At 70.2% G+C, this 22,427-nt stretch carries 22 protein-coding genes and 1 pseudogene; 13 read left to right on the forward strand and 10 right to left on the reverse strand.

Annotation, left to right across the window (positions count from 1 at the left end):
- The first annotated feature begins 86 nt into the window (after window positions 1–86).
- Window positions 87–548 (forward strand): CGNR zinc finger domain-containing protein, encoded by a 462-nt coding sequence (locus OWR29_RS46910; RefSeq protein WP_267570199.1) that lies wholly within the window; start codon window positions 87–89, stop codon window positions 546–548.
- A gap of 608 nt (window positions 549–1,156) precedes the next feature.
- Here OWR29_RS46910 and OWR29_RS46915 read toward each other — a convergent pair.
- The 6 genes from OWR29_RS46915 to OWR29_RS46940 form a co-directional block, all read right to left on the reverse strand.
- On the reverse strand, window positions 1,157–2,512 hold the full coding sequence (locus OWR29_RS46915) for a family 4 glycosyl hydrolase (RefSeq protein WP_267570200.1): 1,356 nt from the start codon (window positions 2,510–2,512) through the stop codon (window positions 1,157–1,159).
- Window positions 2,502–3,527 (reverse strand): carbohydrate kinase family protein, encoded by a 1,026-nt coding sequence (locus OWR29_RS46920; RefSeq protein WP_267570201.1) that lies wholly within the window; start codon window positions 3,525–3,527, stop codon window positions 2,502–2,504. Before OWR29_RS46920 ends, OWR29_RS46915 begins: the two co-directional genes overlap by 11 nt.
- A 68-nt stretch (window positions 3,528–3,595) precedes the next feature.
- A complete protein-coding gene (yicI, locus tag OWR29_RS46925; RefSeq protein ID WP_267570202.1) occupies window positions 3,596–5,866 on the reverse strand; it encodes an alpha-xylosidase in 2,271 nt (756 codons plus the stop codon).
- A 9-nt stretch (window positions 5,867–5,875) separates the two neighbouring features.
- Window positions 5,876–6,676, reverse strand: coding sequence for a carbohydrate ABC transporter permease (locus tag OWR29_RS46930; RefSeq protein ID WP_267570203.1), 801 nt, complete (start codon window positions 6,674–6,676; stop codon window positions 5,876–5,878).
- Between the two features lie 77 nt (window positions 6,677–6,753).
- The gene (locus tag OWR29_RS46935; RefSeq protein ID WP_267570204.1) at window positions 6,754–7,638 is read right to left on the reverse strand and encodes a carbohydrate ABC transporter permease; all 885 of its coding nucleotides are present in this window, start codon (window positions 7,636–7,638) and stop codon (window positions 6,754–6,756) included.
- 54 nt (window positions 7,639–7,692) lie between these two features.
- Window positions 7,693–9,009: an ABC transporter substrate-binding protein gene (locus OWR29_RS46940; RefSeq protein ID WP_267570205.1), complete on the reverse strand. Its 1,317-nt coding sequence runs from the start codon at window positions 9,007–9,009 to the stop codon at window positions 7,693–7,695.
- Window positions 9,010–9,268: 259 nt separating this feature from the next.
- On the opposite strand from OWR29_RS46940, the gene OWR29_RS46945 reads away from it, so the two are divergent.
- Complete coding sequence (locus tag OWR29_RS46945) at window positions 9,269–9,823, forward strand: hypothetical protein (protein WP_267570206.1); 555 nt, start codon at window positions 9,269–9,271, stop codon at window positions 9,821–9,823.
- Window positions 9,824–9,837: 14 nt separating this feature from the next.
- Here the strand turns inward: OWR29_RS46945 and OWR29_RS46950 are convergent, their stop codons facing one another.
- Both OWR29_RS46950 and OWR29_RS46955 read right to left on the reverse strand, forming a co-directional pair.
- A complete protein-coding gene (locus tag OWR29_RS46950; protein ID WP_267570207.1) occupies window positions 9,838–10,227 on the reverse strand; it encodes a VOC family protein in 390 nt (129 codons plus the stop codon).
- An 11-nt stretch (window positions 10,228–10,238) separates the two neighbouring features.
- A complete protein-coding gene (locus OWR29_RS46955; RefSeq protein ID WP_267570208.1) occupies window positions 10,239–11,087 on the reverse strand; it encodes a helix-turn-helix transcriptional regulator in 849 nt (282 codons plus the stop codon).
- A gap of 296 nt (window positions 11,088–11,383) precedes the next feature.
- On the opposite strand from OWR29_RS46955, the pseudogene OWR29_RS46960 reads away from it, so the two are divergent.
- A pseudogene (locus OWR29_RS46960) lies at window positions 11,384–11,551 on the forward strand (cyclophilin-like fold protein); the annotation flags it as partial.
- Between the two features lie 2 nt (window positions 11,552–11,553).
- Here the strand turns inward: OWR29_RS46960 and helR are convergent.
- Complete coding sequence (gene helR, locus OWR29_RS46965) at window positions 11,554–13,704, reverse strand: RNA polymerase recycling motor ATPase HelR (protein ID WP_267570209.1); 2,151 nt, start codon at window positions 13,702–13,704, stop codon at window positions 11,554–11,556.
- Between the two features lie 63 nt (window positions 13,705–13,767).
- On the opposite strand from helR, the gene OWR29_RS46970 reads away from it, so the two are divergent.
- Both OWR29_RS46970 and OWR29_RS46975 read left to right on the forward strand, forming a co-directional pair.
- Window positions 13,768–14,238: a helix-turn-helix transcriptional regulator gene (locus OWR29_RS46970; protein WP_267570210.1), complete on the forward strand. Its 471-nt coding sequence runs from the start codon at window positions 13,768–13,770 to the stop codon at window positions 14,236–14,238.
- A gap of 10 nt (window positions 14,239–14,248) precedes the next feature.
- Entirely contained in the window at window positions 14,249–14,659 is a 411-nt protein-coding gene (locus OWR29_RS46975; RefSeq protein ID WP_267570211.1) for a VOC family protein, read from the forward strand.
- On the opposite strand, the gene OWR29_RS46980 is transcribed toward OWR29_RS46975, so the two are convergent.
- Complete coding sequence (locus tag OWR29_RS46980) at window positions 14,643–15,650, reverse strand: LacI family DNA-binding transcriptional regulator (protein WP_267570212.1); 1,008 nt, start codon at window positions 15,648–15,650, stop codon at window positions 14,643–14,645. The two genes, OWR29_RS46975 and OWR29_RS46980, sit on opposite strands and share 17 nt — an antisense overlap.
- Window positions 15,651–15,969: 319 nt before the next feature.
- On the opposite strand from OWR29_RS46980, the gene OWR29_RS46985 reads away from it, so the two are divergent.
- From OWR29_RS46985 to OWR29_RS47020, 8 genes are all read left to right on the forward strand, one after another.
- Window positions 15,970–16,272, forward strand: a complete 303-nt coding sequence (locus OWR29_RS46985) for a protealysin inhibitor emfourin (RefSeq protein WP_267570213.1) — start codon at window positions 15,970–15,972, stop codon at window positions 16,270–16,272.
- 13 nt (window positions 16,273–16,285) lie between these two features.
- Window positions 16,286–17,197 (forward strand): DUF6891 domain-containing protein, encoded by a 912-nt coding sequence (locus tag OWR29_RS46990; protein WP_267570214.1) that lies wholly within the window; start codon window positions 16,286–16,288, stop codon window positions 17,195–17,197.
- 79 nt (window positions 17,198–17,276) lie between these two features.
- Window positions 17,277–18,872 carry a polysaccharide biosynthesis tyrosine autokinase gene (locus OWR29_RS46995; protein WP_267570215.1) on the forward strand — a complete coding sequence of 532 codons (1,596 nt, stop codon included), beginning with the start codon at window positions 17,277–17,279 and terminating at the stop codon, window positions 18,870–18,872.
- Between the two features lie 75 nt (window positions 18,873–18,947).
- Window positions 18,948–19,871, forward strand: coding sequence for a siderophore-interacting protein (locus OWR29_RS47000; protein WP_267570216.1), 924 nt, complete (start codon window positions 18,948–18,950; stop codon window positions 19,869–19,871).
- A gap of 109 nt (window positions 19,872–19,980) precedes the next feature.
- On the forward strand, window positions 19,981–20,397 hold the full coding sequence (locus OWR29_RS47005; protein ID WP_267570217.1) for a response regulator: 417 nt from the start codon (window positions 19,981–19,983) through the stop codon (window positions 20,395–20,397).
- 86 nt (window positions 20,398–20,483) lie between these two features.
- The gene (locus OWR29_RS47010; RefSeq protein ID WP_267570218.1) at window positions 20,484–20,702 is read left to right on the forward strand and encodes a Flp family type IVb pilin; all 219 of its coding nucleotides are present in this window, start codon (window positions 20,484–20,486) and stop codon (window positions 20,700–20,702) included.
- A 109-nt stretch (window positions 20,703–20,811) separates the two neighbouring features.
- Complete coding sequence (locus tag OWR29_RS47015; RefSeq protein WP_267570219.1) at window positions 20,812–21,171, forward strand: TadE/TadG family type IV pilus assembly protein; 360 nt, start codon at window positions 20,812–20,814, stop codon at window positions 21,169–21,171.
- Window positions 21,159–22,409 carry a pilus assembly protein TadG-related protein gene (locus tag OWR29_RS47020; protein WP_267570220.1) on the forward strand — a complete coding sequence of 417 codons (1,251 nt, stop codon included), beginning with the start codon at window positions 21,159–21,161 and terminating at the stop codon, window positions 22,407–22,409. The genes OWR29_RS47015 and OWR29_RS47020 overlap by 13 nt, the downstream gene beginning before the upstream one ends.
- Window positions 22,410–22,427 lie beyond the last annotated feature (18 nt).

Consider the following 22,427-nt stretch of genomic DNA (forward strand, 5'->3'; position numbering starts at 1 on the left):
TAACGCGATGAAGACCCTCATGACGTTACGGTCGCGGCGGACCAAGCGCAACGCGAAAACCCGCCTCATTGCGTTACGCTGATCCCGTGCGGGTGGAACCGATGGACATCACCGATGTGGTCGTCCTGGTCAACGAGTGGGGCACCGAGCCGTGCCGGGTCGACGGCCGCGCCCCTCACCCCGGCGCCGAGCTGACCACGCTGGCCGACGAGCTGCACCCGATTTTCGCGACGCCCGACTCCGCCACCAGGGCAGAGTTGCTGAACGCTTTGTTGCAGGTCACAGGTGTACGCCCCGAACTGGCACCCGACTTGTCGGAGTCCTGGACGATTACCGACCCGGCCCAGGCGAAACGAGCCGCCGCCACTCTGGCCTTACGCCACCACTTGGCCGCCCACCCCGGCCGCCTGGGCCTGTGCGCCGACGACCAGTGCGCCGACGTCTACGTGGACGCCTCCCCCGCCGGCAAGCGCCGCTTCTGCTGCCTGACCTGCCAGAACCGGGCCCGGGCAGCAGCCTTCCGCCGCCGCAAGGCCCAGCTCGGATAACCCAGCTTCCGGCCGCGGGGCAGCTCGACAGCCTCAAGCCGGAGGTTGACCGCGGCGTCCGGGCGGAGGCAGATCATTCCGCGCGTGAGGTTGATCGGCGCTGGCCGGCCGCGTTTCGGGTCGCGGCGGAAAGTTCGAGCGGCGCCGCGGCGTGAACGGGTCGACCAGATCGGACGGTTCGTCCCGAGGCTGGGGCGGGCCGACTTCCGCCGGCCGCAAAGGAACCGCCGCCCCACCGGCCGGCTTCGGCCGGTGGTCCGCCACAGGCCGCACCACCGCATCGGCGGAGGGCGGCTCTGGACGAACCGGGCGGACCTTCGGCATCCGCACGACCGCATCGGCAGACGGAGGCACCGGACGAACCGGGCGGGCCTTCGGCATCCGCACCACCGCATCGGCAGACGGAGGCACCGGACGAACCGGGCGGGCCTTCGGCATCCGCACCACCGCATCAGAAGACGGCGGCACCGGACTGGCCTTCGGCGCGCGCACCACCGCATCAGCGGACGCCGGCGCCGGCGGGGCCGGGCGAGCCTCGGAATCCCGCGATCGACGATCTTCGTGCCCCATGGAGACATGATGCCACCGCACGACCGCCACAAGCCTGTTCAGCTCAAGTAGCCCAGCTCCGGCAGCTTCTCTTGGTACGCGGCGATCAGGCGGCGGGCGACCGGCACCGAGTCGATCAGCGGGTGGGCCGCCATCGCCCGCACGGCGACGGCCCGGGAACCGGAAGAGGCTGCGGTCAGCACTCCGCGATCCGTGGCCTTGATCCGGCGCACCAGGTCGACGCCATGCGCCGGCAGGCCGGACGACGGCAGCGGCCGCGCGCCCGAGCCGTCGACCACGCACGGGACCTCGACCACCGCGTCGTCGTCGAGTTCGGGGAGGGTCCCTCGGTTGCGCACGTTCAGGATGAGCTCTTGCCGTTCGTCCCGGGCGATCGCCATCATCAGGGCCAGCGCGACGTCCTCGTAGCCGCCGCCCTCGGCGTCGTCGCGTTCGCCCAGGCCCTCCATCGCCATGTAGGTCGCGTCGCGCTGACGCCGCACCGCGTCCCACGCCTCGAACGCGTTTCCCTCGGTCGCGGTCAGCTCGGCGTAGCACGAGCGTTGCTGGCGCAGCAGGAACTCGCCTCGGGTCTCGTCGGCCGCGAGCGACGCCCGCACCAGCGCCTCGGTGTCGTAGTAATAGTGCAGGTATTCGTTCGGCACGGCGCCCAGCGAGCGCAGCAGTGGGGCCCCGAACCGGCGCCCCTCCTCGAAGGACTCGACGGTCGGCGACTCGAGCAGCCCGGGCAGCAGGTCCTGCTCCCCCACCCGCGCGGCGGTCAGCCAGCCCAGGTGGTTCAGCCCGGCGTACGAAATCGAAGCCTGCGGAACGCCCAGCGCCCGCACCACCCGCCGGGCCAGGGCCGACGGCGAGTCGCAGATGCCGATCACCCGGTCGCCCAGGAAGGCCGACATCGCCTCGGTCACCAGGCCGGCCGGGTTGGTGAAGTTGATGACCCAGGCGTCCGGCGCGACCAGGCTGATCCGGCGGGCGATGGCCCGGGCGACGGGCACGGTCCGCAGCCCGTACGCGATACCGCCCGCACCCACCGTCTCTTGCCCCAGCACGCCTTCGTCGAGGGCGACCCGTTCGTCGATCACGCGCCCCTCGAGCCCGTGCACCCGGATGGCGCTGAACACGAAGTCCGCCCCGGTCAGCGCCTCGGTCAGGTCGGTCGTCGCCTCGATTCTCGGCGCGCGCGGAGAAGAACTCGACGCGCGCGACGAAGAACTCGGCGCGCGCGACGATAGGGAAGATTGAGCTTGCAGCACCCGCCCGATCGCGTGCAGCCGCCCCGCGTCGACGTCGTGCAGCACCACCTCGTCGATGACCGAGGAGCCGAGCAACGCGCCATAGACCAGCGGCACCCGGAAGCCACCCCCGCCGAGGATGACCAGTCGCTTATTCGGCATGAGCATCCGACAGCCGGGCGATGGTGGCGGTCGCGCGGCGCACCGTGCGCTGCTCCCCGCCCGGAATCACGTCGTCCAAGAATCCGTACCGTTCTGCCAGGGGCGACGTTCGGGCCGAGCGCCACCAGTCCGCGATGTCGCCCCAGCCCGGGGCCGACAGCGACCCCCCGAAGTGCTGCACCGACAACGCCGCGATCAGGTTGGCGAAGGCCAGGCTCTGCGCGAGCGGCCATTCCCGCAGGCTGCCCAGGATGAACCCGGCCGTGAAGACGTCCCCCGCGCCGGTCGGGTCAAGGGCCGGCACCGGTACGGCGGGCACCTGCACGGTCTCGCCGGTGCGCGCGTCGTGGGCCAGCACCCCGTCGCCGCCGCAGGTCACCACCACGACCGGGGCCAGCCCGGCCAGCTTGGCCAGGGCGTCGGCCGGCGTGCTGGTCCGCGTGTACTGCATCGCCTCGACGGCGTTGGGCACGAAGGCGTGGCAGTCCTCGAGCATGTCGAGCACTTCGGCCGGCCATTCCGCGCTCGCGTCCCAGCCCACGTCGGCGAACACCAGCGTGCCCGCCTCTTTGGCCCGGCGCACCCACGGCAGCCGGTCGCGAGTCAGCGAGACCGACGCCGCGCGGGCGGCCGGCAGCTCGCCGACCAGCCCGTCCGCGTTGAGCGGCAGCGGGTGCCCGTGCGTGATCATGCTGCGGTCCCGGTCGTAGGCGAGCGAGACCGTAACCGGCGAGTGCCCCTCGATCCGGCGGGACGCGTCCAGGTTGATGTTCTCCTGCCCGCAGAGGATGTCGGCGCAGAAATCGCCGTACGCGTCGGTGGCCAGCGCCGTGCCCAGCCCCGTCCGCAGGCCGAGCCGGGACGCGGCGACGGCGAGGTTGGCGATGCCGCCCGGGCACGAGCCCATGCCCGAGGCCCACACCTCGGTGCCGGGCTCGGGCACGCCCTCGAGCCCGGTGAAGACGATGTCGAGGAAGACGACACCCGGGACGAACAGGTCCAGTTCCGGGTTCATCTGAAGATCTTATGCCGCGAGACAAGGGTGGGGCCCGCTGACCAGGGTGGCGAGCCCCACTCCGCCGTCTAGCCGGCGACCCACGAAGCGTCGCCGGCGGCCAGGTCGGCCGTCGGGCCGCCAACGATCTCGACCCGCCACGGCAACGACGGACCGTCGCGGTCGACCCGGATCGCCGTGCCGTCGCGCGTCACCGTGAACGTGCTGTCGCCGACCCGCACCACCGTGCTGCCCTCGGCCGGCTCGAACACCCGCAGCGTGACCCCGTCGGCGTACTCGTAGTCGGGCCGGTCGGTCCGGCTGCCGACCGGGATCACCGCGCCCGGCCGCACCAGCAGCGGAACACTGCCGAAGTCGTGCGTCTCGTGCACCCAGCCCGGCCCCTCGACGACCGCACCCGTCACCAGGTGCGTCCACCGCCCGGCCGGCACGTAGTAGGTGACCTCGCCGCCCTCGCTGAACACCGGCGCCACCAGCAGATCCCCGCCGAGCAGGTACTGCCGGTCGACGTAGGTGACCGCCGGGTCGTCCGGGAAACCGAGGACCATCGGGCGCATCACCGGCAGGCCCTGCTCATGGGCTTGCCGTGCGGCTTCCCACAGGTACGGCATGAGGCTGTACTTGAGGTGCGTGAACGACCGCAGCACCTCCACCGACTCCTCGTCGAACAGCCACGGCACCCGGTACGAGTGGTTGCCGTGCAGGCGGCTGTGCGACGAGAGCAGCCCGAACGCCACCCACCGCTTGAACACGGCCGGGTCGGGCCGCCCCTCGAAGCCGCCGATGTCGTGGCTCCAGAACCCGAAGCCCGAGCTCATCAGCGACAGGCCGCCGCGCAGACTCTCGGCCATCGACTCGTAGGTGGCCGAGTTGTCGCCACCCCAGTGCACCGGGAACTGCTGCCCGCCGACCGTGGCCGAGCGCGCGAACAGAACCGCCTCGCCCTCCCCCTTGGCCTCGACGAGAACGTCATACACAACCTGGTTGTACAACTGCGTGTAGTAGTTGTGCATGCGCTCGGGGTCGGAGCCGTCGTGCCACACCACGTCGGTCGGCACCCGCTCGCCGAAGTCCGACTTGAACGCGTCCACGCCCATCTCGACCAGCGCCGCGAGCTTGGCCGCGTACCACTCGCGCGCGGCCGGGTTGGTGAAGTCGACCAGCGCCATGCCGGCCTGCCACTTGTCCCACTGCCAGACGTCGCCGTTCGCCTTCCGCACCAGGAAGCCGTTGGCCAGGCCCTCGTCGAACATCGCCGACCGCTGCGCGATGTACGGGTTGATCCACAGGCAGGTGCGCAGGCCCCGGTCGTGGAGGCGCTTCAACATGCCCGGCGGGTCGGGGAAGATCGCCGGGTCCCACTCGAAGTCGCACCAGTGGAACTCGCGCATCCAGAACGTGTCGAAGTGGAAAACGCTCAGCGGCAGGTCCCGCTCCGCCATGCCGTCGACAAAAGACGTGACGGTCTCTTCGTCGTACGGCGTAGTGAAGGAAGTTGTCAGCCAGAGCCCGAAGGACCAGGCCGGCGGCAGGGCCGGACGACCGGTCAGCGCCGTGTACTTGCGCAGGATGTCGGCCGGCGTCGGCCCGTAGATCACCAGGTACGACAGCGTCTGGCCGGCCACGCTGAACTGGGTGCGCGACACCATCTCGCTGGCCACCTCGAACGAGACCTTGCCCGGGTGGTCGACCAGGACGCCGTACCCGCGGTTGGTCAGATAGAACGGCACGTTCTTGTAGGCCAGCTCGCTGCTGGTGCCGCCGTCCTCGTTCCAGATGTCCACGCTCTGGCCGTTTTTCACGTACGGGCCGAAACGCTCGCCGAGCCCGTACACGGCCTCGCCGACACCCAGATCGAGCTGCTCGTGCACGAAGTGCTCACCGTCCGCGCTGTCGACGATGCCCATGCCACGCCAGCCCGTGCCGGTGAGCCGCTTACCCTCGGCGATGAAGTCGAGACCCCACTGCTCGCCCTCCCCCTTGCCCGGGTTTTGCGGCGAAGCCGCCTTGGAGGCTCGGAAGCGCGCGGTCAACCGGCCCGACGTCAGCTCCTCGGCCTCCACCTGAACCTCGTGGTCCTCCTCGGTGATCGCAAAATTCGGGCCCTTGGGCACGCCGCCCAGGAAGTGACCCAGCGTCACGCGGACGACGTCCGGCGCCGGCGCCGACAGCTTGATCGTGATCAGCGGGGTGTCGAGGGTGTCCGAGCGGCTGCGGACCGGCTTGGTCGTGGCCCACGCGGTCAGCGTCTTCTCGTCCGCCTGACTGTCCCGCAGCTGCGCCGGGTGCAGGACGGAGAAGCCCTTGCGCTTGAGCCAGTACCCGTCGGTGAACTTCATGGGGGTCCTTTACTTGATGGCGCCGGCGGTGATGCCGCGGGTGAGCGTGCGCTGGAAGATCAGGAAGAACAGCAGGGCCGGCAGGATGCCGATCAGGCCGGACGAGCTGGTCATCGTCACGTCCATCAGGCGGTCGCCCTGCAGCACGCCCAGGGCCACCGGCACGGTCTGATTCTCGTTCGAGACCAGGAAGACCAGCGGCAGGAAGAACTCGTTCCACGTCCAGATGAAGAAGAACGTGAACAGCACGCCCAGGGTGGGGCGGCTGACCGGCACGACGACGTTCCACAGGGTGCGCAGCTTGCCGGCGCCGTCCACGTCGGCGGCGTCCAGCAGCTCGGTCGGGAACTCCTGATAGACCGAGGTCAGCAGGTACGTACCGAAAGCGGCCTGAATGACCGTGAAGATGATGACGATCGAGATCAGACTGTCGTAGAGGCCGACTTCCTTGGACAGGAAGTACAGCGGATAGACCAGCACCTCTTGTGGCAGCAGGTTGGCGACCAGGAAGAAGACCAGGAACCAGAGCCGGCCCTTGACCTTTCCGATTCCCAGCGCGTACGCGTTGAGGACCGACAGCAGAACGCCGAGAACAGCCACGGTGAAGCTCGTGATGAAGCTGTTCCACAGTTTCTCGCCGAAGCTCACCCGGTTCCAGAAGTCGACGATGCCGTCCCAGTACAGGTGCGGCGGCAGCGACAGCGGGCCGCCGCTGGCGTAGTCGGCCGGGCTCTTGACCGCATTGATGGTGATGATCAGCAGTGGCGCGATCACGATGAGAAGCAGGGCCAGCAGGGCCGCGAGGATCACGAACCGTACGGGATTTGTCCGCTTCACTGCCTTTGCGGGCGCGTCTTTCGTGGCTGATGGACGATTCGCCGTGAGAGTCATGCTTTACGCTCCGCGCGGTTCTGCAGCCGCAGGAACACGATCGACAACGCGATGATCAGCACCGTGAGCACCGTGGAGATCGCCGACCCGTACCCGACCTGGGCCTTCTCGAAGAAGTTCTTGTACGCGAAATAGCTCGGCACGAGCGTGGCGTTGCTCGGCCCGCCGCCGGTCAGCACGAAGATCGGCCCGAAGATCTTCAGCGCCGCGATCGTGGTCGTCACCAGCACCACGTAGAACTCGGGCCGGATCAGGTACACCGTGATCTTGCGGAAGCGCTGCCACCAGGTCGCGCCGTCCAGGTCGGCCGCCTCGTACAGCTCGGGATCGACCCGCTGCAGGCCGGCCATGAACATGACGATCGGATAGCCCAGCTGGACCCAGATCATGATGCCCATGACGCTGTACAGCGCCGAACCCGGCTCGCCGAGCCAGTTGTGGGCCAGCGACCCCAGCCCGATCGACTCCAGGATCTGGTTGAGCGCCCCGTACTCGGGGTGCAGGATCCAGCCCCAGACGATGCCGGTCACCGCGACCGGGATGATCTGCGGCAGATAGAAACCGGACCGTAAAAGCGACGCCCAGCGGTTGCTGAATTTCTTGGCCACGTAGTCGAACAGCACCGCGGCCAGGAACAGCCCGAGCAGCGTCGGCACCACGGCCATGGCCAGGATGAGCAGCAGGATGTTGGTGAACGAGCCCCAGAACAGCGAGTCCTCGAACAGCCGGGTGTAGTTGTCGAAACCGATCCAGCGCTGCTCGCCCACGCCGTTCCACTTGGTGAAGCTCGTGTAGACGGTCATCACCAGCGGCACGACGATCACCAGGACGCTGGCCAGGACACCCGGGATCAGGAACGGCCAGTACCCCTTGCGCCTCATGTTTGCCCCTTTCGGTGTGCCGGCGGAGGCTGCGCGCCCCCGCCGGCATCCGGGTCACTTGCCGAGGTCGGCCAGGTTCTCGTCGTACGGCTTCTGGATCTCGCTGAGCACCGCGTCGGGCGTCTTCGAGCCGTTGATCAGGCCCTGCACGCCGGCCACGAGCACGTCGTAGTAGCCGGGGGCCGGCCAGTCCGGGTAGAACGCGAGACCGTCCTCGCCGGACACCTTGTTGAAGTTCTCGATCAGTTCCTTGTTCTTCGGGTCCGTGATCGACGCGGTGTCGGCGGCCACCGGCACACCGCCGTTGTTGCCGAGCAGAGCCTGGATCTCCGGCTTCATGGTGATGTCGATGAAGTCGTACGCCAGGGCCTTGGCCTTGCTCTTCTCCGGTACGACCCACAGGTTGCCGCTGGAGCCGGGGTGCAGCTTGTTGCCCGGGAACAGGAACGTGCCCCACTCGAAGTTCTTGATCTCGTTGACGAAGCGGCCGTACCACCACGAGCCCGAGATCATGATCGGGAACTTGCCCTGCGAGAACGAGACGCCCATGTCCTCGGCCTTGATGCCGGCCGAGTTCTTGGCGATGTAGCCCTTGTCGACCCACTCCTTGAAGGTCTGGGCGCCATAGGTGAGCTGCGGGCCCTTGAAGTCGACCTTGTTCTTGTAGAGCTGGTAGTCGTCGACCCAGGCCCGGTCGGCCTTGCTCAGGGCGAGCGTGTAGAGGATCTGCTGGGCCGGGTACTCGGCGCCGCCGACCGCGAGCGGGGTGACCTTGTTCTGCACGAACGTGTCCATCACCTTGGTGAACTCGTCGAGCGTGGTCGGCACCTGCAGGTTGTACTTCTTGAACAGGTCTTTGTTGTAGTAGACCTCGACGTACTCGGCGTAGTTCGGGACGCCGTACGTCTTGCCCGAGCCCATGATGCCGTCGTCGTCGTACTTGGTGGTGGTCTGCAGGCTCGAGTTGAGCGCCTTGTCCCAGCCGCGCTTGCCCGACTCCTCGGTGAGGTCGGTGAGCAGCCCCTGCTTCGACAGCAGGCCGGCGGTGGCGTTGCCCTTGTTGTACTCCATGATGTCCGGCGCGCTGTCGGAGTTCAGGATCATCTGGGCGTTCTGCTGGATCTGCTCGAAGCCCTTCTCCTCGAACTTGACCTCGACGCCCGGGTGGGCCGTCTTGAACTCCTCGATGGCCTTGTTCCAGGCGATGCCCATGGCGCTGTTCGGGCCCTCGTAGTGCCAGAGGGTCAGCGTCTTGGCATCGGCCCCCTCAGTCGAGGAGCTGTCATCGCTGCCGCCGCCGCAGGCAGCGAGGCCGAGGGAGGTGGCAAGCAAGAGGGCACCGGCCGAAAGACCAGCTCGGAAAAGAATCATGTCAGTTTCGTCCTCCGGGAGGGGTCCGTCGAAGCCCTTCGACCAAAAGCCTGTCGAAGCGCTTCGACGCGGGACTTTGACAGGACGCTAGGCTCCGCCCCGCACACATGTCAACGGTGTGACGAAGACATTTCCAAGACCGAGATCAACCCACCCGGAGCCGCCGCCCCGCCCGCGAGGCGAGAATCGGCGATCGAGGCAACCAGTCGCGCGAGCGGCACGTCCAACCACCCGACTCCACGATTCGGAAGGGTGAACCATGAGCGCAGCGCGCACGGTCAAGCGACCGTGGCCGGCCATGGCGATGCCGTTGTCGCTGACCATCGCACTCGCCGCTTGTGCCCAGGCCCCAGGCGCCGGACCGAACGAAGCCGGTCCCGCCACCGCGCCGATCACGTCCACCGCGCCGCCGGTCGACCCGCTGCTCAGCCCGCGTCCATCCGCGGCCGACCGCAGCGGCCCGAGCACCACGCTCAGCCCCGGCCAGGGCGTCCCGGCCCGGCTCGACTGCGGCACCTTCACGCTCGGCCAGGCCGACACCCTGCCCGGCAGCGCGGCCCGCTGCTTCATCGACGCCGCCTCAGCCGGCCACCCGGCCCGGCTCAAGGTCACCAGCCCCACCGTCGAGGGCGACCCGATCCCGGTCACCTACACCGCCGGCGCCGACGGCCGCACCGAGGTCATCACCGACACCCGCCAGGACGGCTTCGGCCCCCAGCAGATCACCCGGCAGACCTGCCAGGGCCCGTCCCCCGCCGCGAAAAGCCTCCTCTTCACGAAGTGCACCGCCCCGGCGCCGATCATTAGCCGGTGAGCGTTCGTTTCCGATCACTCCAGACAGAGGCAGAAGGGGTGACCGGCGGGATCCAGGAAGACGCGGTAGGACGGGCCGGGCTGATCCGGATGTCGGGTCGCACCGAGATCAACAACTGCCGCCTCGGCGGCGTCGAGGTCGTCGACGAGCATGTCGATGTGCATCTGCTTGGGCGTTGCCGGATGCGGCCAGGTCGGCGCCACATAGTCGGCCACCCGGTGAAAGACGATGCACTGACCCTCCTCCGGGCAGACCGCGGCCCGGTCGGCGGAGACAATGTCGATCTTCCAGTCCAGCATCGCGCCGTAGAACCTGGCCAGCGCGGCCGGATCAGGACAGTCGACAGCGAACAGCGGCAAGCGAGCAATGGCCATGCCGGCCAGGCTATCGACGACCACCGCCACCTCGACGGCGGTCAGGTTCGGCTCGGGGGCTTGAGTTCGGTGGCGGCCCACGTGGCCAGCAGGGCCAGTGCCTCGGCGGAGGGGGAAGCGGGCTCGGCGGCGAAGATCGTCATGCTGAGGCCGGGTTCGCTGCGCAGGTCCATGGTTTCGTAGGCCAGCTCCAGAGCGCCGACGGCGTGGTGGTGGTAGTGCTTGGTGCCGCCCGCGTGCGTGCGCACGTTGTGTGAACCCCACCGGCGCCGGAAGTCGTCGCTTCGGGTGGACAGTTCGCCGACCAGGTCGTGCAGCGCCTTGTCGTGCGGGTCCTGGCCGGCCGCCGTCCGCAGGTTGGCCACCGTCACGTCGGCGGTGTGCTCCCAGTCGGGGAAGAGCCGGTGCGCCGCCGCGTCGAGGAAGCAGAACCGGGCCAGGTTGGGCCGGGCCGACGGGTCGGCGTACACGTCGTCGTACAGGGCCCGCCCGAGCAGGTTGGTGGCGAGCAGGTCGGACCGGTTGTTCCCCACGATGGCCGGCCGGGTGGTGACCGCGTCGAGCACCCACTGCACGCCGGGCCGCACCACCGGCGAGGAGAACCGGGGCCGGTCCACGACCTTGGCCAGGTGGAACAGGTGCCGCCGCTCCGCGTCGTCGAGCTGCAACGCCCGGGCCAGCGCGTCCAGCACACCCGCCGACACCCCGCCCAGAACCCCGCGCTCGAGCCGGGCGTAGTACTCGACGCTGACCCCGGCCAGCGCCGCCACCTCGCTGCGCCGCAGCCCGGGCACCCGGCGCTGCCCGATCTGCGGCAGCCCGGCCCGCTCGGGCGTGATCCTGGCTCGCCGCGAGGTCAGGAACTCGCTGACTTCGGCGCGGTTGTCCATGCCGCCACCGTACGGCCGCCGGCCCGCACTGAGGGATACCCCGTCATTACACCCAACGTCAGTGACTTTCTCCGGCCCGGCCCGCGGAGTCTGCTCGAACCATGCCCGTCGCCACCACGCACCACAACGGGATCACCGCGATCCTGGCGGTTCTGCTGGCCGCCCTTCTCAGCCCGCCGGCCGAAAGACCGCCGGCCGACAGCCCGCCGGCCGACAGCCCGCCGGCCGACAAACGGCCGGAAGTGCGGATCGAAGCCCTCCTGGACAACTCCCCGTCCGCGCGCCAGTTCGCGGCCATGCTCCCCCTGCGCCTGACCCTGCGCGACGGCATGGGCCAGGCCAAGATCGCCCGGCTGCCGGCCCCGATCGACGTCACCGGCGCCACCCTCGTCACCGACCCCGAGATCGCCACGATCTACTACTGGCCGCCCAGCGGGTCCATCGGCATCTACTACGACGACATCGGTCAGTCCGTTCCCGCGCCCGGCATGGTCCGGCTCGGGACCGTCGAGTCCGGACTGGACGACCTGAGGACGACCAGCTGCTGCGTCGCTCGGGTCATCGCGACGTACCGGTCGACCGCCCCCTCGATGCCCGTGCCGTAGCGTTCCGGATCGACCAGCACGACCAGGTCGAATTCCAGACCCTTGGCCAGTACGGGGGTCAGCGACCGCACTCGCGCGGAGCCCGCGAACGACGGATCGCCGATGACACAAGCGATTCCCTCGGCGTGCTCGGCCAGCCATCCGTCCACGATCGACGTCAGTTCCGCGGTGTAGCCGTAGCGCACCGGCACTCCCCCGGTGCGGATGGAGACAGGCACGTTGGCGTCCGGCAGCTCGGCCCGGATCACCGGCGCCGCCGCGTCCATCACCTCGACCGGCGTACGGTAATTGATCGTCAGCGACGTCTGGGTGACCCGCTCGATCCCCACCCGGGCCAGGCGCGCCGCCCACGACTCGGTGAAGCCGTGCCGGGCCTGCGCCCTGTCGCCCACGATCGTGAAGCTGCGGGACGGGCAGCGCAGCAGCAGCATCTGCCACTCGGCGTCGGTCAGTTCCTGGGCCTCGTCCACCACGATGTGCGCGAACGGCCCGGCCAGCCGATCCGGGTCGGCCGCCGGCACGGCCGCGTCGTCGACCAGCACGTCCTTCAGGTCCTGCTGCACCAGCATCCACATCAGGCCCTCGCCGTCGTCGTACTCGCGCGAGGCCACCAGGTCGTCGAGCACCCGGGACATGCCGGCCTTCTGAGCGGCCACGGCCGATTCCTGCTGCCGGCGCAGCCGCGACGTCCCGGGGTCGCCGACGCGCTGCCGGGCCGCGTCCAGCAAGGGGAGGTCCGACACGGTCCATGCGCGGGGATCCGTACGCCGCAATGTTTTGATTTCGTCGGCGCTCAGCCAGGGCGCGCACTTGCGGAGGTACGCCGGCACCGACCACAGATCGGCGACTACGTCGAGCGGGTCGAGCACCGGCCACGCGCGGTTGAAGGCGGTGGCCAGCTCACGGTTGCGCCGCAACGCGCGCACCAGATCCGACGGCTCGTCCCCGTCGTACTTGACCTGCAGGATCGTCAGCAGCTCTTCCCACGCCTCCTCGCGGCCCTCGTTGTGCGGCGTGCCCGGCCCAGGCGCCTCGAACGCCTCGGCCCAGTCGCCCGCGGTCAGCCGGATCTCGTCGTCATCGGTCTCGACGAGCATCCCCTTGGCCGGCGGCTCCTCGTAGAACTCGACCGCAGCCTCGATCATCTTCACTGCGGCCACTGTGGACTTCAGCCGCGCCGCTTCTGGATCGTCCTGCGCCGCAACGGAAACGGGCACGAGATCGCGCAGCGTGCACGTCTGCACCTCGTCCTCGCCCAGGCTGGGCAGCACGTCCGACACGTACGCCAGATAGGGTTCGTGCGGCCCGACGAAGAGCACGTGCCTCGGGTTGGAATAGAGCAGATACGCCGTACGGTGTAATGCCACCACGGTCTTGCCGGTGCCCGGCCCACCATCCACCACGAGCGCGCCGTCCGACCCGGCCCGGATGATCGCGTCCTGATCGGCCTGGATGGTGCCCAGCACGTCCCGCATCCGCGCCGAGCGATTGCTGCCCAGGCTGGCGATGAAGGCCGACTGGTCGTCCAGCGCGGCGTGTCCCTCGAGCGCGTCCGGCGTGAACACCTCGTCCCAGTAGTCGGTGATCCGCCCGCCGGTCCAGCGGTAGCGCCGCCGGCTGTCCAGTCCCATCGGGTTGGCGTGGGTCGCCCCGAAGAACGGCTCGGCCGCCGGCGACCGCCAGTCGACCAGCAGGCGCCCGCCGTCGCTGTCGGTCAGCCCGAACCGGCCGATGTAGACCGGGCCGTCCGCGGTCACCATCCGGCCCAGGCAGATGTCGAGGCTGTAGCGCCGCAGCGCCCGCAGCCGGCTGGTCAGCCGCCGCACCGCGTCGTCGCGGTCGACGGCCTGGCGCCCCTTGCCCGCGGGCGCGCGGCGCTCGACCTCCAGCCGCTCGTTCAGCTCGGCGATGGTCCGTTCCAGACTGGCCGCGATCGCCGCGAAATGCTTCTCGTCGTCGGCGATCAGGGCCGGGTCGGACTTGACTTCGGGTACGTCGAAAGCGCTGGTCACGCGGCGATTCTGCGCCGTCACCCGGGTCTTGCGGCAAGACCGGTGCTGTGTTATACGTTAGACATGGCGAGAGGTGCGGATTCCCCTCCGTCGTTCGAGAAGCAGCAGCAAAGACTCAAAGATCTGCGGCTGCTGCGTCGCGTCCGCGACCGGATCGACCGTGACTACGCGCAACCCCTGGACGTCGAGGCGCTGGCCCGCGGCGTCAACGTGTCGGCCGGCCACCTGAGCCGTGAGTTCCGGGCCGCGTTCGGCGAGTCGCCGTACAGCTATCTGATGACCCGCCGCATCGAGCGCGCCATGGCCCTGCTGCGCCGGGGCGACCTGTCTGTCACCGATGTCTGCTTCGAGGTCGGCTGCTCGTCGCTGGGCACGTTCAGCACCCGGTTCTCCGAGCTGGTGGGCATGTCGCCCAGCGCGTACCGCAAGCTGACCGCCGAGCAGGCGCAGGCCGAGGGGCTGCCCGGGTGCGTCGTCAAACAGGTGACCAGACCGATCAGGAATCGAGAAGCGACGCCCGCGCGCGGCAAATAGCGTGGTCGGCATGAACCTCACCATTCACAACACGTTCCTTCCGGCCGACAACCCCGAGGCCTCGCTGGCGTTCTGGCGCGACACGATGGGCTTCGAAGTGCGCCTGGACGTCGGCTACGGCGACATGCGCTGGATCACCGTGGGCCCGCCCGGGCAGCCGCAGACCTCGATCGTGCTGCACCCGCCGGCGGTCGACCCGGGCCTGACCGACGACGAGAAGCGCACCATCGCCGAGCTGATGGCCAAGGGCAGCTACGCCAGCATCGTGCTGAGCACGCCCAACGTCGACGAGACGTTCGAGCAGGTGCAGAAGAACGGCGCCGACGTCGTGCAGGAGCCGATCGACCAGCCGTACGGGCTGCGCGACTGCGCCTTCCGCGACCCGGCCGGCAACATGGTCCGGATCAACCAGCAGGCCTAGCCGTACTCTCGCGTTCCACCAGGGTGGGCGGCAGCAGCCGCACGGGCTCGATGGGCCGCCCGTCCAGCAGTCGCATCGCCGTCTCGACGGCCAGCCCGCCGACGTCGTGGGCCGGAATGTCGACCGAGGTCAGCGGCAGAGGCATGTTGAGGGCGACGTCCCGCGGGCAGATGGCCACCACCGAGATGTCCGCGGGGACCCGCCGCCCGCCGGCCTGCACCTCTTCGAGCACCATGCGCAGCGCCTCTTCGTTGTGCACGACCAGCGCGGTCACGCCGGGCAGCTGGGCGTCGATGTCGGCCAGGCAGGCCCGCACGCCCTCCCGGTCGGGTTCGCACGGGTGGGTCATCGTCTCGAGGTCCAGCGCGGCCGAGGCGTCGGTGAACCCGGTCAAGAACCTTTCCGCGTACGTCGTACCCCGCTTGTAGACGGCGGGCGACGGCCCCACCAGCGCGATCTTGCGGTGCCCGTGCCAGGCCAGGTGCCGCAACGCCTGGGCGGCGGCGGCCTCGAAGTCGAGGTCGACGCAGGCGATGCCGGCCGGATCCTCGGGCAGCCCGATCAGCACTGAGGGCTGCTTCAGCTTGCGCAAGGCTTGCAGGCGTACGTCGTCCCGCTCGACATCCATGACGATGAGCGCGTCGACCATGGTGCTGTGGGCGACCCGCTCGAGGCCGGCCGTGCCCTCGTCCTTGGTCAGCAGCAGCACGTCGTGGTTGTGGGTGCGCGAGGCGGTGACCACGGCCGTCGCGAACTGCATGATGACCGGCACGTTGACGTCGGTGCGCAGCGGCACGACCAGGGCCAGCACGTTCGTGCGGCTGCTGGCCAGCGCGCGGGCCCCGGCATGCGGGTGGAAGCCGAGCTCGGCGATCGCGGCCTGCACCCGCTCGCGCGTCTGGGCCGAGATCGGGCGGCGGCCGCTCAGCACGTACGAGACCGTGCTCGGTGACACGCCGGCCGCCCGGGCCACGTCGTTGATCGTCGCCATCCACCCTCCCCATTCGCACGCTCACACTACTCACCGTGCCCGAATCGTCGAATCGCTTCGACGACTCCATCGTCCACCATAGATCCGCATGAATCCCATGTCCACCGCCGCCTCGGCCGGCGCCGCCCGCGAATCCCCGGCCCGCTGCACTCGGCACTCGGGGTTACCGCCGCCGCCCCGGCCGACGCCCGCCCGCGAATCCCGGCCCGCCGAACTCGGCACTCGGGGTCAACGCCGCCGCCTCGGCCGACGCCCGCCCGCGAATCCTCGGCCCGCCCAACTCGGCACTCGGGGTTACCGTCGGGGGCGGGAGGCCGTCATGTCCGAACACGTACGAGCCGAACTCCACCGCACCGGCGGCTTCATCGGCCGTCCGGTCAGCGCCGTCGCCGACTCGCGCACCCTGCCGCCGCCCGACGCGGCCCGCCTACGCGCCCTGATGTCTGCCCTCGACTTCGCCTCGCTCCGCAGCACCCGCCACCCCACCGGCGGCGCCGACCTCTTCCGGTACGACCTGACCCTGACCCGCGGCGACGACCACTGGCGAGGCACCGTCTCGCAGGCGTCCGTCCCGGCCGCCCTGCGCGACCTGCTGCCGTTCCTGGTCGGCCTGGCCCGCTGATATCTTGCGCGGCATGTCAGACGATGATCTTCGGCAGGAAGCCACGGAGCTGATCCGGAGCGGCGTGGCCCGGGGCCGGTTCACGTACGAGCAGATCGTGGCCGACGCCGTCGAGTACCTGGCCGACGAGCACGACGAGGAAGGACTGTCCGAGCTCGCCGAACAGATCGCCCGGCAGGAGTTCGCGGCGCATCTGGCCGAGCAGGCCACGTGGCCCGCGCGCACCGACAGCGACCGGCTGACCGACGCGTTCCGGGCGCTCGACCGGGCCGGCATCGTGGCCCGGCAGGACTTCGCCTGTTGCCAGAACTGCGGCGTGAGCGAGATCGGCGACGAGGTGCTGCCGAAGCTCCCCGCCCGCGGCTACGTCTTCTATCACCAGCAGGACGCGGAACGTGCCGTCGAGGGTGGCGGCGTCTACCTGCGTTACGGGTCTTTCGAGGGCGCGGCCGCGGAGACGATCGGCGCGGAGGTCGCCGATGCTTTGCGGGCGGAGGGGCTGAGCGTCAACTGGAGCGGGTCGGCCGGGCAGCGGATCCACGTGCCGCTGCGGTGGGCCCGGCGTCGCTTCGGGCGTCTGGCCGCGTACGGGGAAAACGGCGACGTGACCACGGCGCCGGACCTCGTCGACGTGGCCCTCAAGCACGCCTCGGCCCGGCCCATGGAGCCGGCCGAGATGATCGACGTGCTGCGGCAGGTGCCGACCCGGACCGACGCGTGGCTGTCCGCGGTCAACGACGCCGGCTGTGTGCAGGTCGCCTGGGAGGACGGGCAGCTGTGGCTGGAGACGCCGGATCCTTCGGCGGGGGCTTCGATCGGCAAGTACGCGACTCTGGCCGAGGCCGAGCAGGTGCTGACCGTCCTGGCCACCGAGCGCCGCGTCGCAGTCACCGACCTCGATGGGGTGATCACCAAGCGCTGGTAGCCGACAACCGCTGAGCTGGCGAGGGCCGATGATCCGGTCGTAGGCTGCGAGCAGCGGCATCACGGGAGGGCGACCCGGCATGACGACGAACGGCAGACCCGCGCGGCTTCTGCGGGGGTACGGCTGGTGGATCATCCTGGTGACCGTTCTGCTCACCGCCGGGGCTTATGCGCTGAGCCGGTTCGAGCCGGTCGACCACCGCTCCACGGCGACCGTCGTGGCCGGGCCCCGGCAACGCGCCGGCTTCGTGCCCGTGCCCGCCGACGCGGGAACCGAGCGCGAGATCGCCCGGTCCGGCACGGTGCTGCGGGGCGCCGCGCGCGAGCTCCGGATGGCCGAGGCCGATCTGGCCGAGGGCTTGGACGTGCGGCCTGCCGAGCAGGGCGCGGCGGTCACCATCGCGTACACCGACGGCGATCCGGCCACGGCGCAGAGCCGGGCGCAGGCCGTCGCCGAGGAGTACGTGCGTTACCGCAACACCACCACCGCGCAGTCCGGCATCGCGGCCACGCTGGTCTCGCCGGCCGGCCCGGCTCAGGAGCAGCGGCTGCCGCTCTGGCTCTACCTCGCCGCGGGCGCGCTGGCCGGCCTGCTGCTGGGCCTGCTTTCCGCGTACGGGCTGGCCCGCCGGGGCGACCGGCTGCGCGGGCGCGCCGACTACGAGCGGCAGACGGGTCTGCCGGTGCTGGCCACCATTCCGCGGGCGCGCCGCTCGCGGGGGCCGGGGGCGCCGCTGCCGGTAATGCTGCGCTCCCCCGACTCGTCCGACGCCGAGGCCTACCGCTACCTGCGCGCCCGGCTCGACAACCGGCTCGAGCGCCCGGCCGTGGTGCTGGTCGCGGGCGGCCACGAGGGCGAGGGCCGCAGCACGACGGCGGCCAACCTGGCCGTGGCGCTGGCCCAGTCGGGGCGCCGGGTCGTACTGGTCGACACCGACGTACGCAATCCGGCCCTGCACCTGATGTTCGACCTCTCCCGCGACCGTGGGCTCACCAATGTGCTGGCCGGGCGGCATTCCCTGGCCGAGACGCTGGCCGCCGGGGCCATCGTCGACCTGCGCGTGCTGGCCGTCGGGGACGAGCGCGACAACGGCTCCGACCTGCTGGCCGGGGGCGGCCTGCACGACCTGGTGGACGACCTGAAGGAGCAGTGCGACGTCGTGGTGCTCGACTCGCCGGCGCTGTTGGGCGTGGCCGACGGCCTCGGGCTGGCCGCCCACGCCGATCAGATCCTGCTGGTCACCGACTATCGGCGGGCCACCCGGGCCGGAGTGGCGCGGGTCGCGGCCGAGCTGGACGAGGTCGCCCCGGGCCGGGTGGCGGCCGTGCTGATCGGGGTGCCCGAGCGCGACGGCGGCCTGGTTCCCCGCCCCCGGCCGGGACGTGCCTCGGCGGCACTCCCGCCGCCGGCGGCGGACCGGTTCGACGTACTGGAAGGACCGGCCGAGCCCGGGCCGCACGAACCGCCCCGGCCGCCGGCCGCGGACAAAGCGCCGCCTCCGCCGGCCGCGAAGGAAACCCCGGCGAAGGCGGACCCGGCGCCGGCCGAGGCGCCCCGGGCCCAACCGGGCCGACCGATCAGCGCCAAGGCAGCCATCCCCAAACCTCGCGTCTACAGTTCCGCCGCCGCGAAGGCCGAGGCCGAGGAAAAGGAGCCGGCCGAAGGCGACAAGTGACCCGGCTGGTGCGCTTCGGGACCAACAGGTTAGGTTAGGCATACCTTTGGTTCAGAAGTTCCCCTGGAGGCCCCCGTGACCCAGACCGCTGACCCGGCCGTGCAGACGCTGCCGTGGCGGTTCTTCGCCACCGAGGTTCGCGAGGTGCGGCGGCTCAGCCCCCACTTCGTCCGGGTGACCTTCACCGGCGACGACCTCGACCACTTCGCCGACAACGGCTTCGACCAGCGGATCAAGCTGATCCCGCCGCTGCCCGGACACGGCCTGGCCCACCTGCCGACCGGCGAGGACTGGTACACCGACTGGCGCGCCCTGCCCGAGGAGCACCGCAACCCGATCCGCACCTACACCGTGCGCGCCGTCCGCCCCCACCTGCGCGAGGTCGACGTCGACATGGTGCTGCACGGCGTCAACGGCCCCGCCTCCCGGTTCGCCGCCGAGGCCGGGCCGGGCGCCCCGGCGTACCTGCTGGGCCCGAACGCCGATTTCGACGGCGTGCACGGCGGCATCGACTTCCACCCGCCGGCCCACACCGACTGCATCCTGCTCGGTGGTGACGAGACGGCGGTGCCGGCCATCGCCGGGATCCTGGCCGGTCTGCCCGCCGACGCCCGGGGCGAGGCGCTGCTCGAGGTGCCCTCGGCCGACGACGCGCAGGAGCTGACCGCTCCCGAGGGCGTGCGGGTCACCTGGCTGGCCCGCGACGACGCCGCCTACGGGGCCAAGCTGATTCCCGCCGTACGCGCCGCCAGTCGCCGCATCCTCGGTGACGGCCAGGTCGGGACGCCCGTCGAGCTCGAGGACGTGGACGTCGACCACGACCTGCTGTGGGAGGTGCCCGAGGAGGTCACCGACGTCAGCCGGTTCTACGCGTGGCTGGCCGGCGAGGCCGCCATGATCAAGCTGCTGCGCCGCTACCTGGTCGCCGAGTGCGGGGTCGACCGGCGGCTGGTGGCCTTCATGGGCTACTGGCGGCTGGGACGCGCCGAAGGCAACTAAGACCCGTTTCCGCCGAATTCCTCCGGTGGGGTGGCTTCTTCGCCTAGCGTTTTTGGTGAGGCCACGCCCGCGTGCCGCCGTCAGGCGAGCCGAGCCCGAGGAGGTAGGCATGTGGAATACCTCGGCGCCCCAGCAGGGCCCGGTCGTCCTGCTCGTGGAGGACGACGAGGATCTGCGGGACATGACGACGCAGATGCTCGAGCTGCGCGGCTTCCAGGTGCTGGTCGCGACGGACGCGGTCACCGCGATCACCAAGTGCAAGGTGCACGAGGGGAAGATCGACGTCCTGCTGACCGACCTCGGCCTGCCCGGCGTGTCCGGCGGTGAGCTGGCCCGCTCGGCCCACGCCGTGCGGCCGGGCATGGAGACGGTCTACATCTCCGGCATGCCGCAAGAGATCGCCATTCGCCGCGGCATCATCAAGCGCGGCGCCTCCTTCATCGCCAAGCCGTTCACCGCCGACCAGCTGGCCGGCACTCTGCGCTCGGTTCTGGCCCAGCACAACAGCAACGCTCCTGCACCCTGACCCGGCTCATGTCGGCGGCGGGGGTTCCGATTCATAGGGCACAGGCCGGAAACATCCGGTCGGCCAGATGATCCGGGGGGACCCAAATGCTTGCTTTCCACTACGTCGCCGCTTACGTCCAGTCGCACCTGACCGCCGCTGGTGACCGCCTCGCCCGCAAGGGCGACGAGGGCGCGACCGCCGTCGAGTACGGCCTGCTCGTCTCGCTCGTCGCCGTGGTCATCATCGTCGGCGCCACCACCTTCGGCAAGCAGATCAGCGACCTGTTCGCTGCTGTCGCCGGCAAGATCAAGATGCCGGCGTAAGTATGAAAGGGCGGTAGTCACGACAGTGCTCACCGCCATCGGAAGTCCCCTCAGCCCCGGGCCGCGTACCGCGCGTCGGCCGGCCCGGGGTGAGGAGGGCACAGCCGCGGTGGAAGCCGCCATCGTGCTTCCACTGATCCTGCTCGTGCTGTTCGGCATCATCGACTTCGGGCGGGCCCTGCAGCAGCAAGCCCTGCTCACCGTCGCCGTGCGCGAGGGCGCGCGGACGGCCGCTCTCAACGGCACGACCGCCTCCATCCAGACCAAGGTGCAGAGCGTGGCCGGCACCGACGCCGTGGTCACCTCGACCGTGTGCACCGGCGGCTCCTCGACCACGGCCGACGCGTCAGTCACGGCCACCCAGCCCTTCACGGCGCTCACTCCCGTGTTCGCGCTGATGCAGTACTACGGCACCACCAGCAGCCTCACCACGCTCAAGGCCACCGGGGTCATGGCGTGCACCGGCTGACCCGCTCTCTTCTCACCCAGGTCCGTCGCGGTTGGCGACGGGCCTCTCGGCGTTCCGGCTCCGAGCACGGCGCGGTCGCCGCCCTGTTCGCCGTGATGGTCAGCACCGGCGTCATCATCGCCATGGGCGCCCTCGTCATCGACGTCGGCCAGATCGCCCTCGAGCGCCAGGAGCTGCAGACCGGGGCCGACGCCGCCTCGTGGACGATCGCCACCCGCTGCATCCAGAAACCGGCCGACTGCACCATGGCCAAGCAGAGCCTGGTCGCCTCGGACTACGCCAACCGCAACCAGAAGGACGGCTCGGCCGACGCCCAGATCTGCATCTCCAGCCTCTCCGCGCAGTGCACGTCCTGGGCCAGCCCGGGCGCCTGCCCCACCACGACCGTCACCGGCGGCACGTCGGTCGAGGTTCGCACCAGTACGCGCACCGGCACCTCGACCCTGCTGCCGCCCGCCTTCGCGAGCGCCATGACCGGCTCGGTGTCGGCCGGGGTCACGGCCGGCGCCTGCGGGCGGGTGGCCTGGGGTCCGCCCGGCATCACCAAGGTGCTCGCGCTCGGCTTCTCGATGTGCGACTGGAAGCGCATGACGGCTAACGGGACCACCTTCTACGGTCCGTTGAGCCCGCTGCTCAGTCAGCTCGGCCTCTACTCGGTGCTCGGTCTGCCAGCGCCCAGCGCCACGACCGAGAGCGCCATCCCGGCCGTGCTGCCGGCGGCCGTGCTCGGTCTGCCGCTGCCGTCCTGCACGTCCCCGGTCGACCTGCGGGAACCGCGCGGCTGGGTCTGGCTGGCCAACAACGACCTCTCCCCGCCCGACGCCAACTGTGAGATCACGCTCAAGGTCGGCGATCTGCCCCGCTCGCTCGTGCTCTCCGGCCTGACCCAGGGCGTTCTGTGCGCGGGGCGGCTGCAGTCGCAGCTGACCAGCCGGCAGCCGGTGCTCGTGCCGATCTTCGACGAGATCGAGCAGACGCTGCTCTCGATCGCCCCGACGTACCGCATCGCCGGTTTCGCGCCGTTCGTCTTCACCGGTTACACGAGTCTGCTCGGCGGTCTGCTGACCGGCGTCGGGAGCCTGCTCAACGGGAGCGCCCCGGGACTGTTGCAGAACCTGCTGTGCGGTGTCTCGCAGTGCATCCTCGGCTACTTCACGAAAACGCTCGTGCCGCTCGACAGCCCGTCGTTCGGCACGGGCCCCAACTTCGGCGCCACGGTGATCGGGCGGACGGGATGACGGGATCACGAGGGGGTC

The organism is Paractinoplanes pyxinae (assembly GCF_026626335.1).
In the GTDB taxonomy this organism is placed as follows: Bacteria; Actinomycetota; Actinomycetes; order Mycobacteriales; family Micromonosporaceae; genus Actinoplanes; species Actinoplanes pyxinae.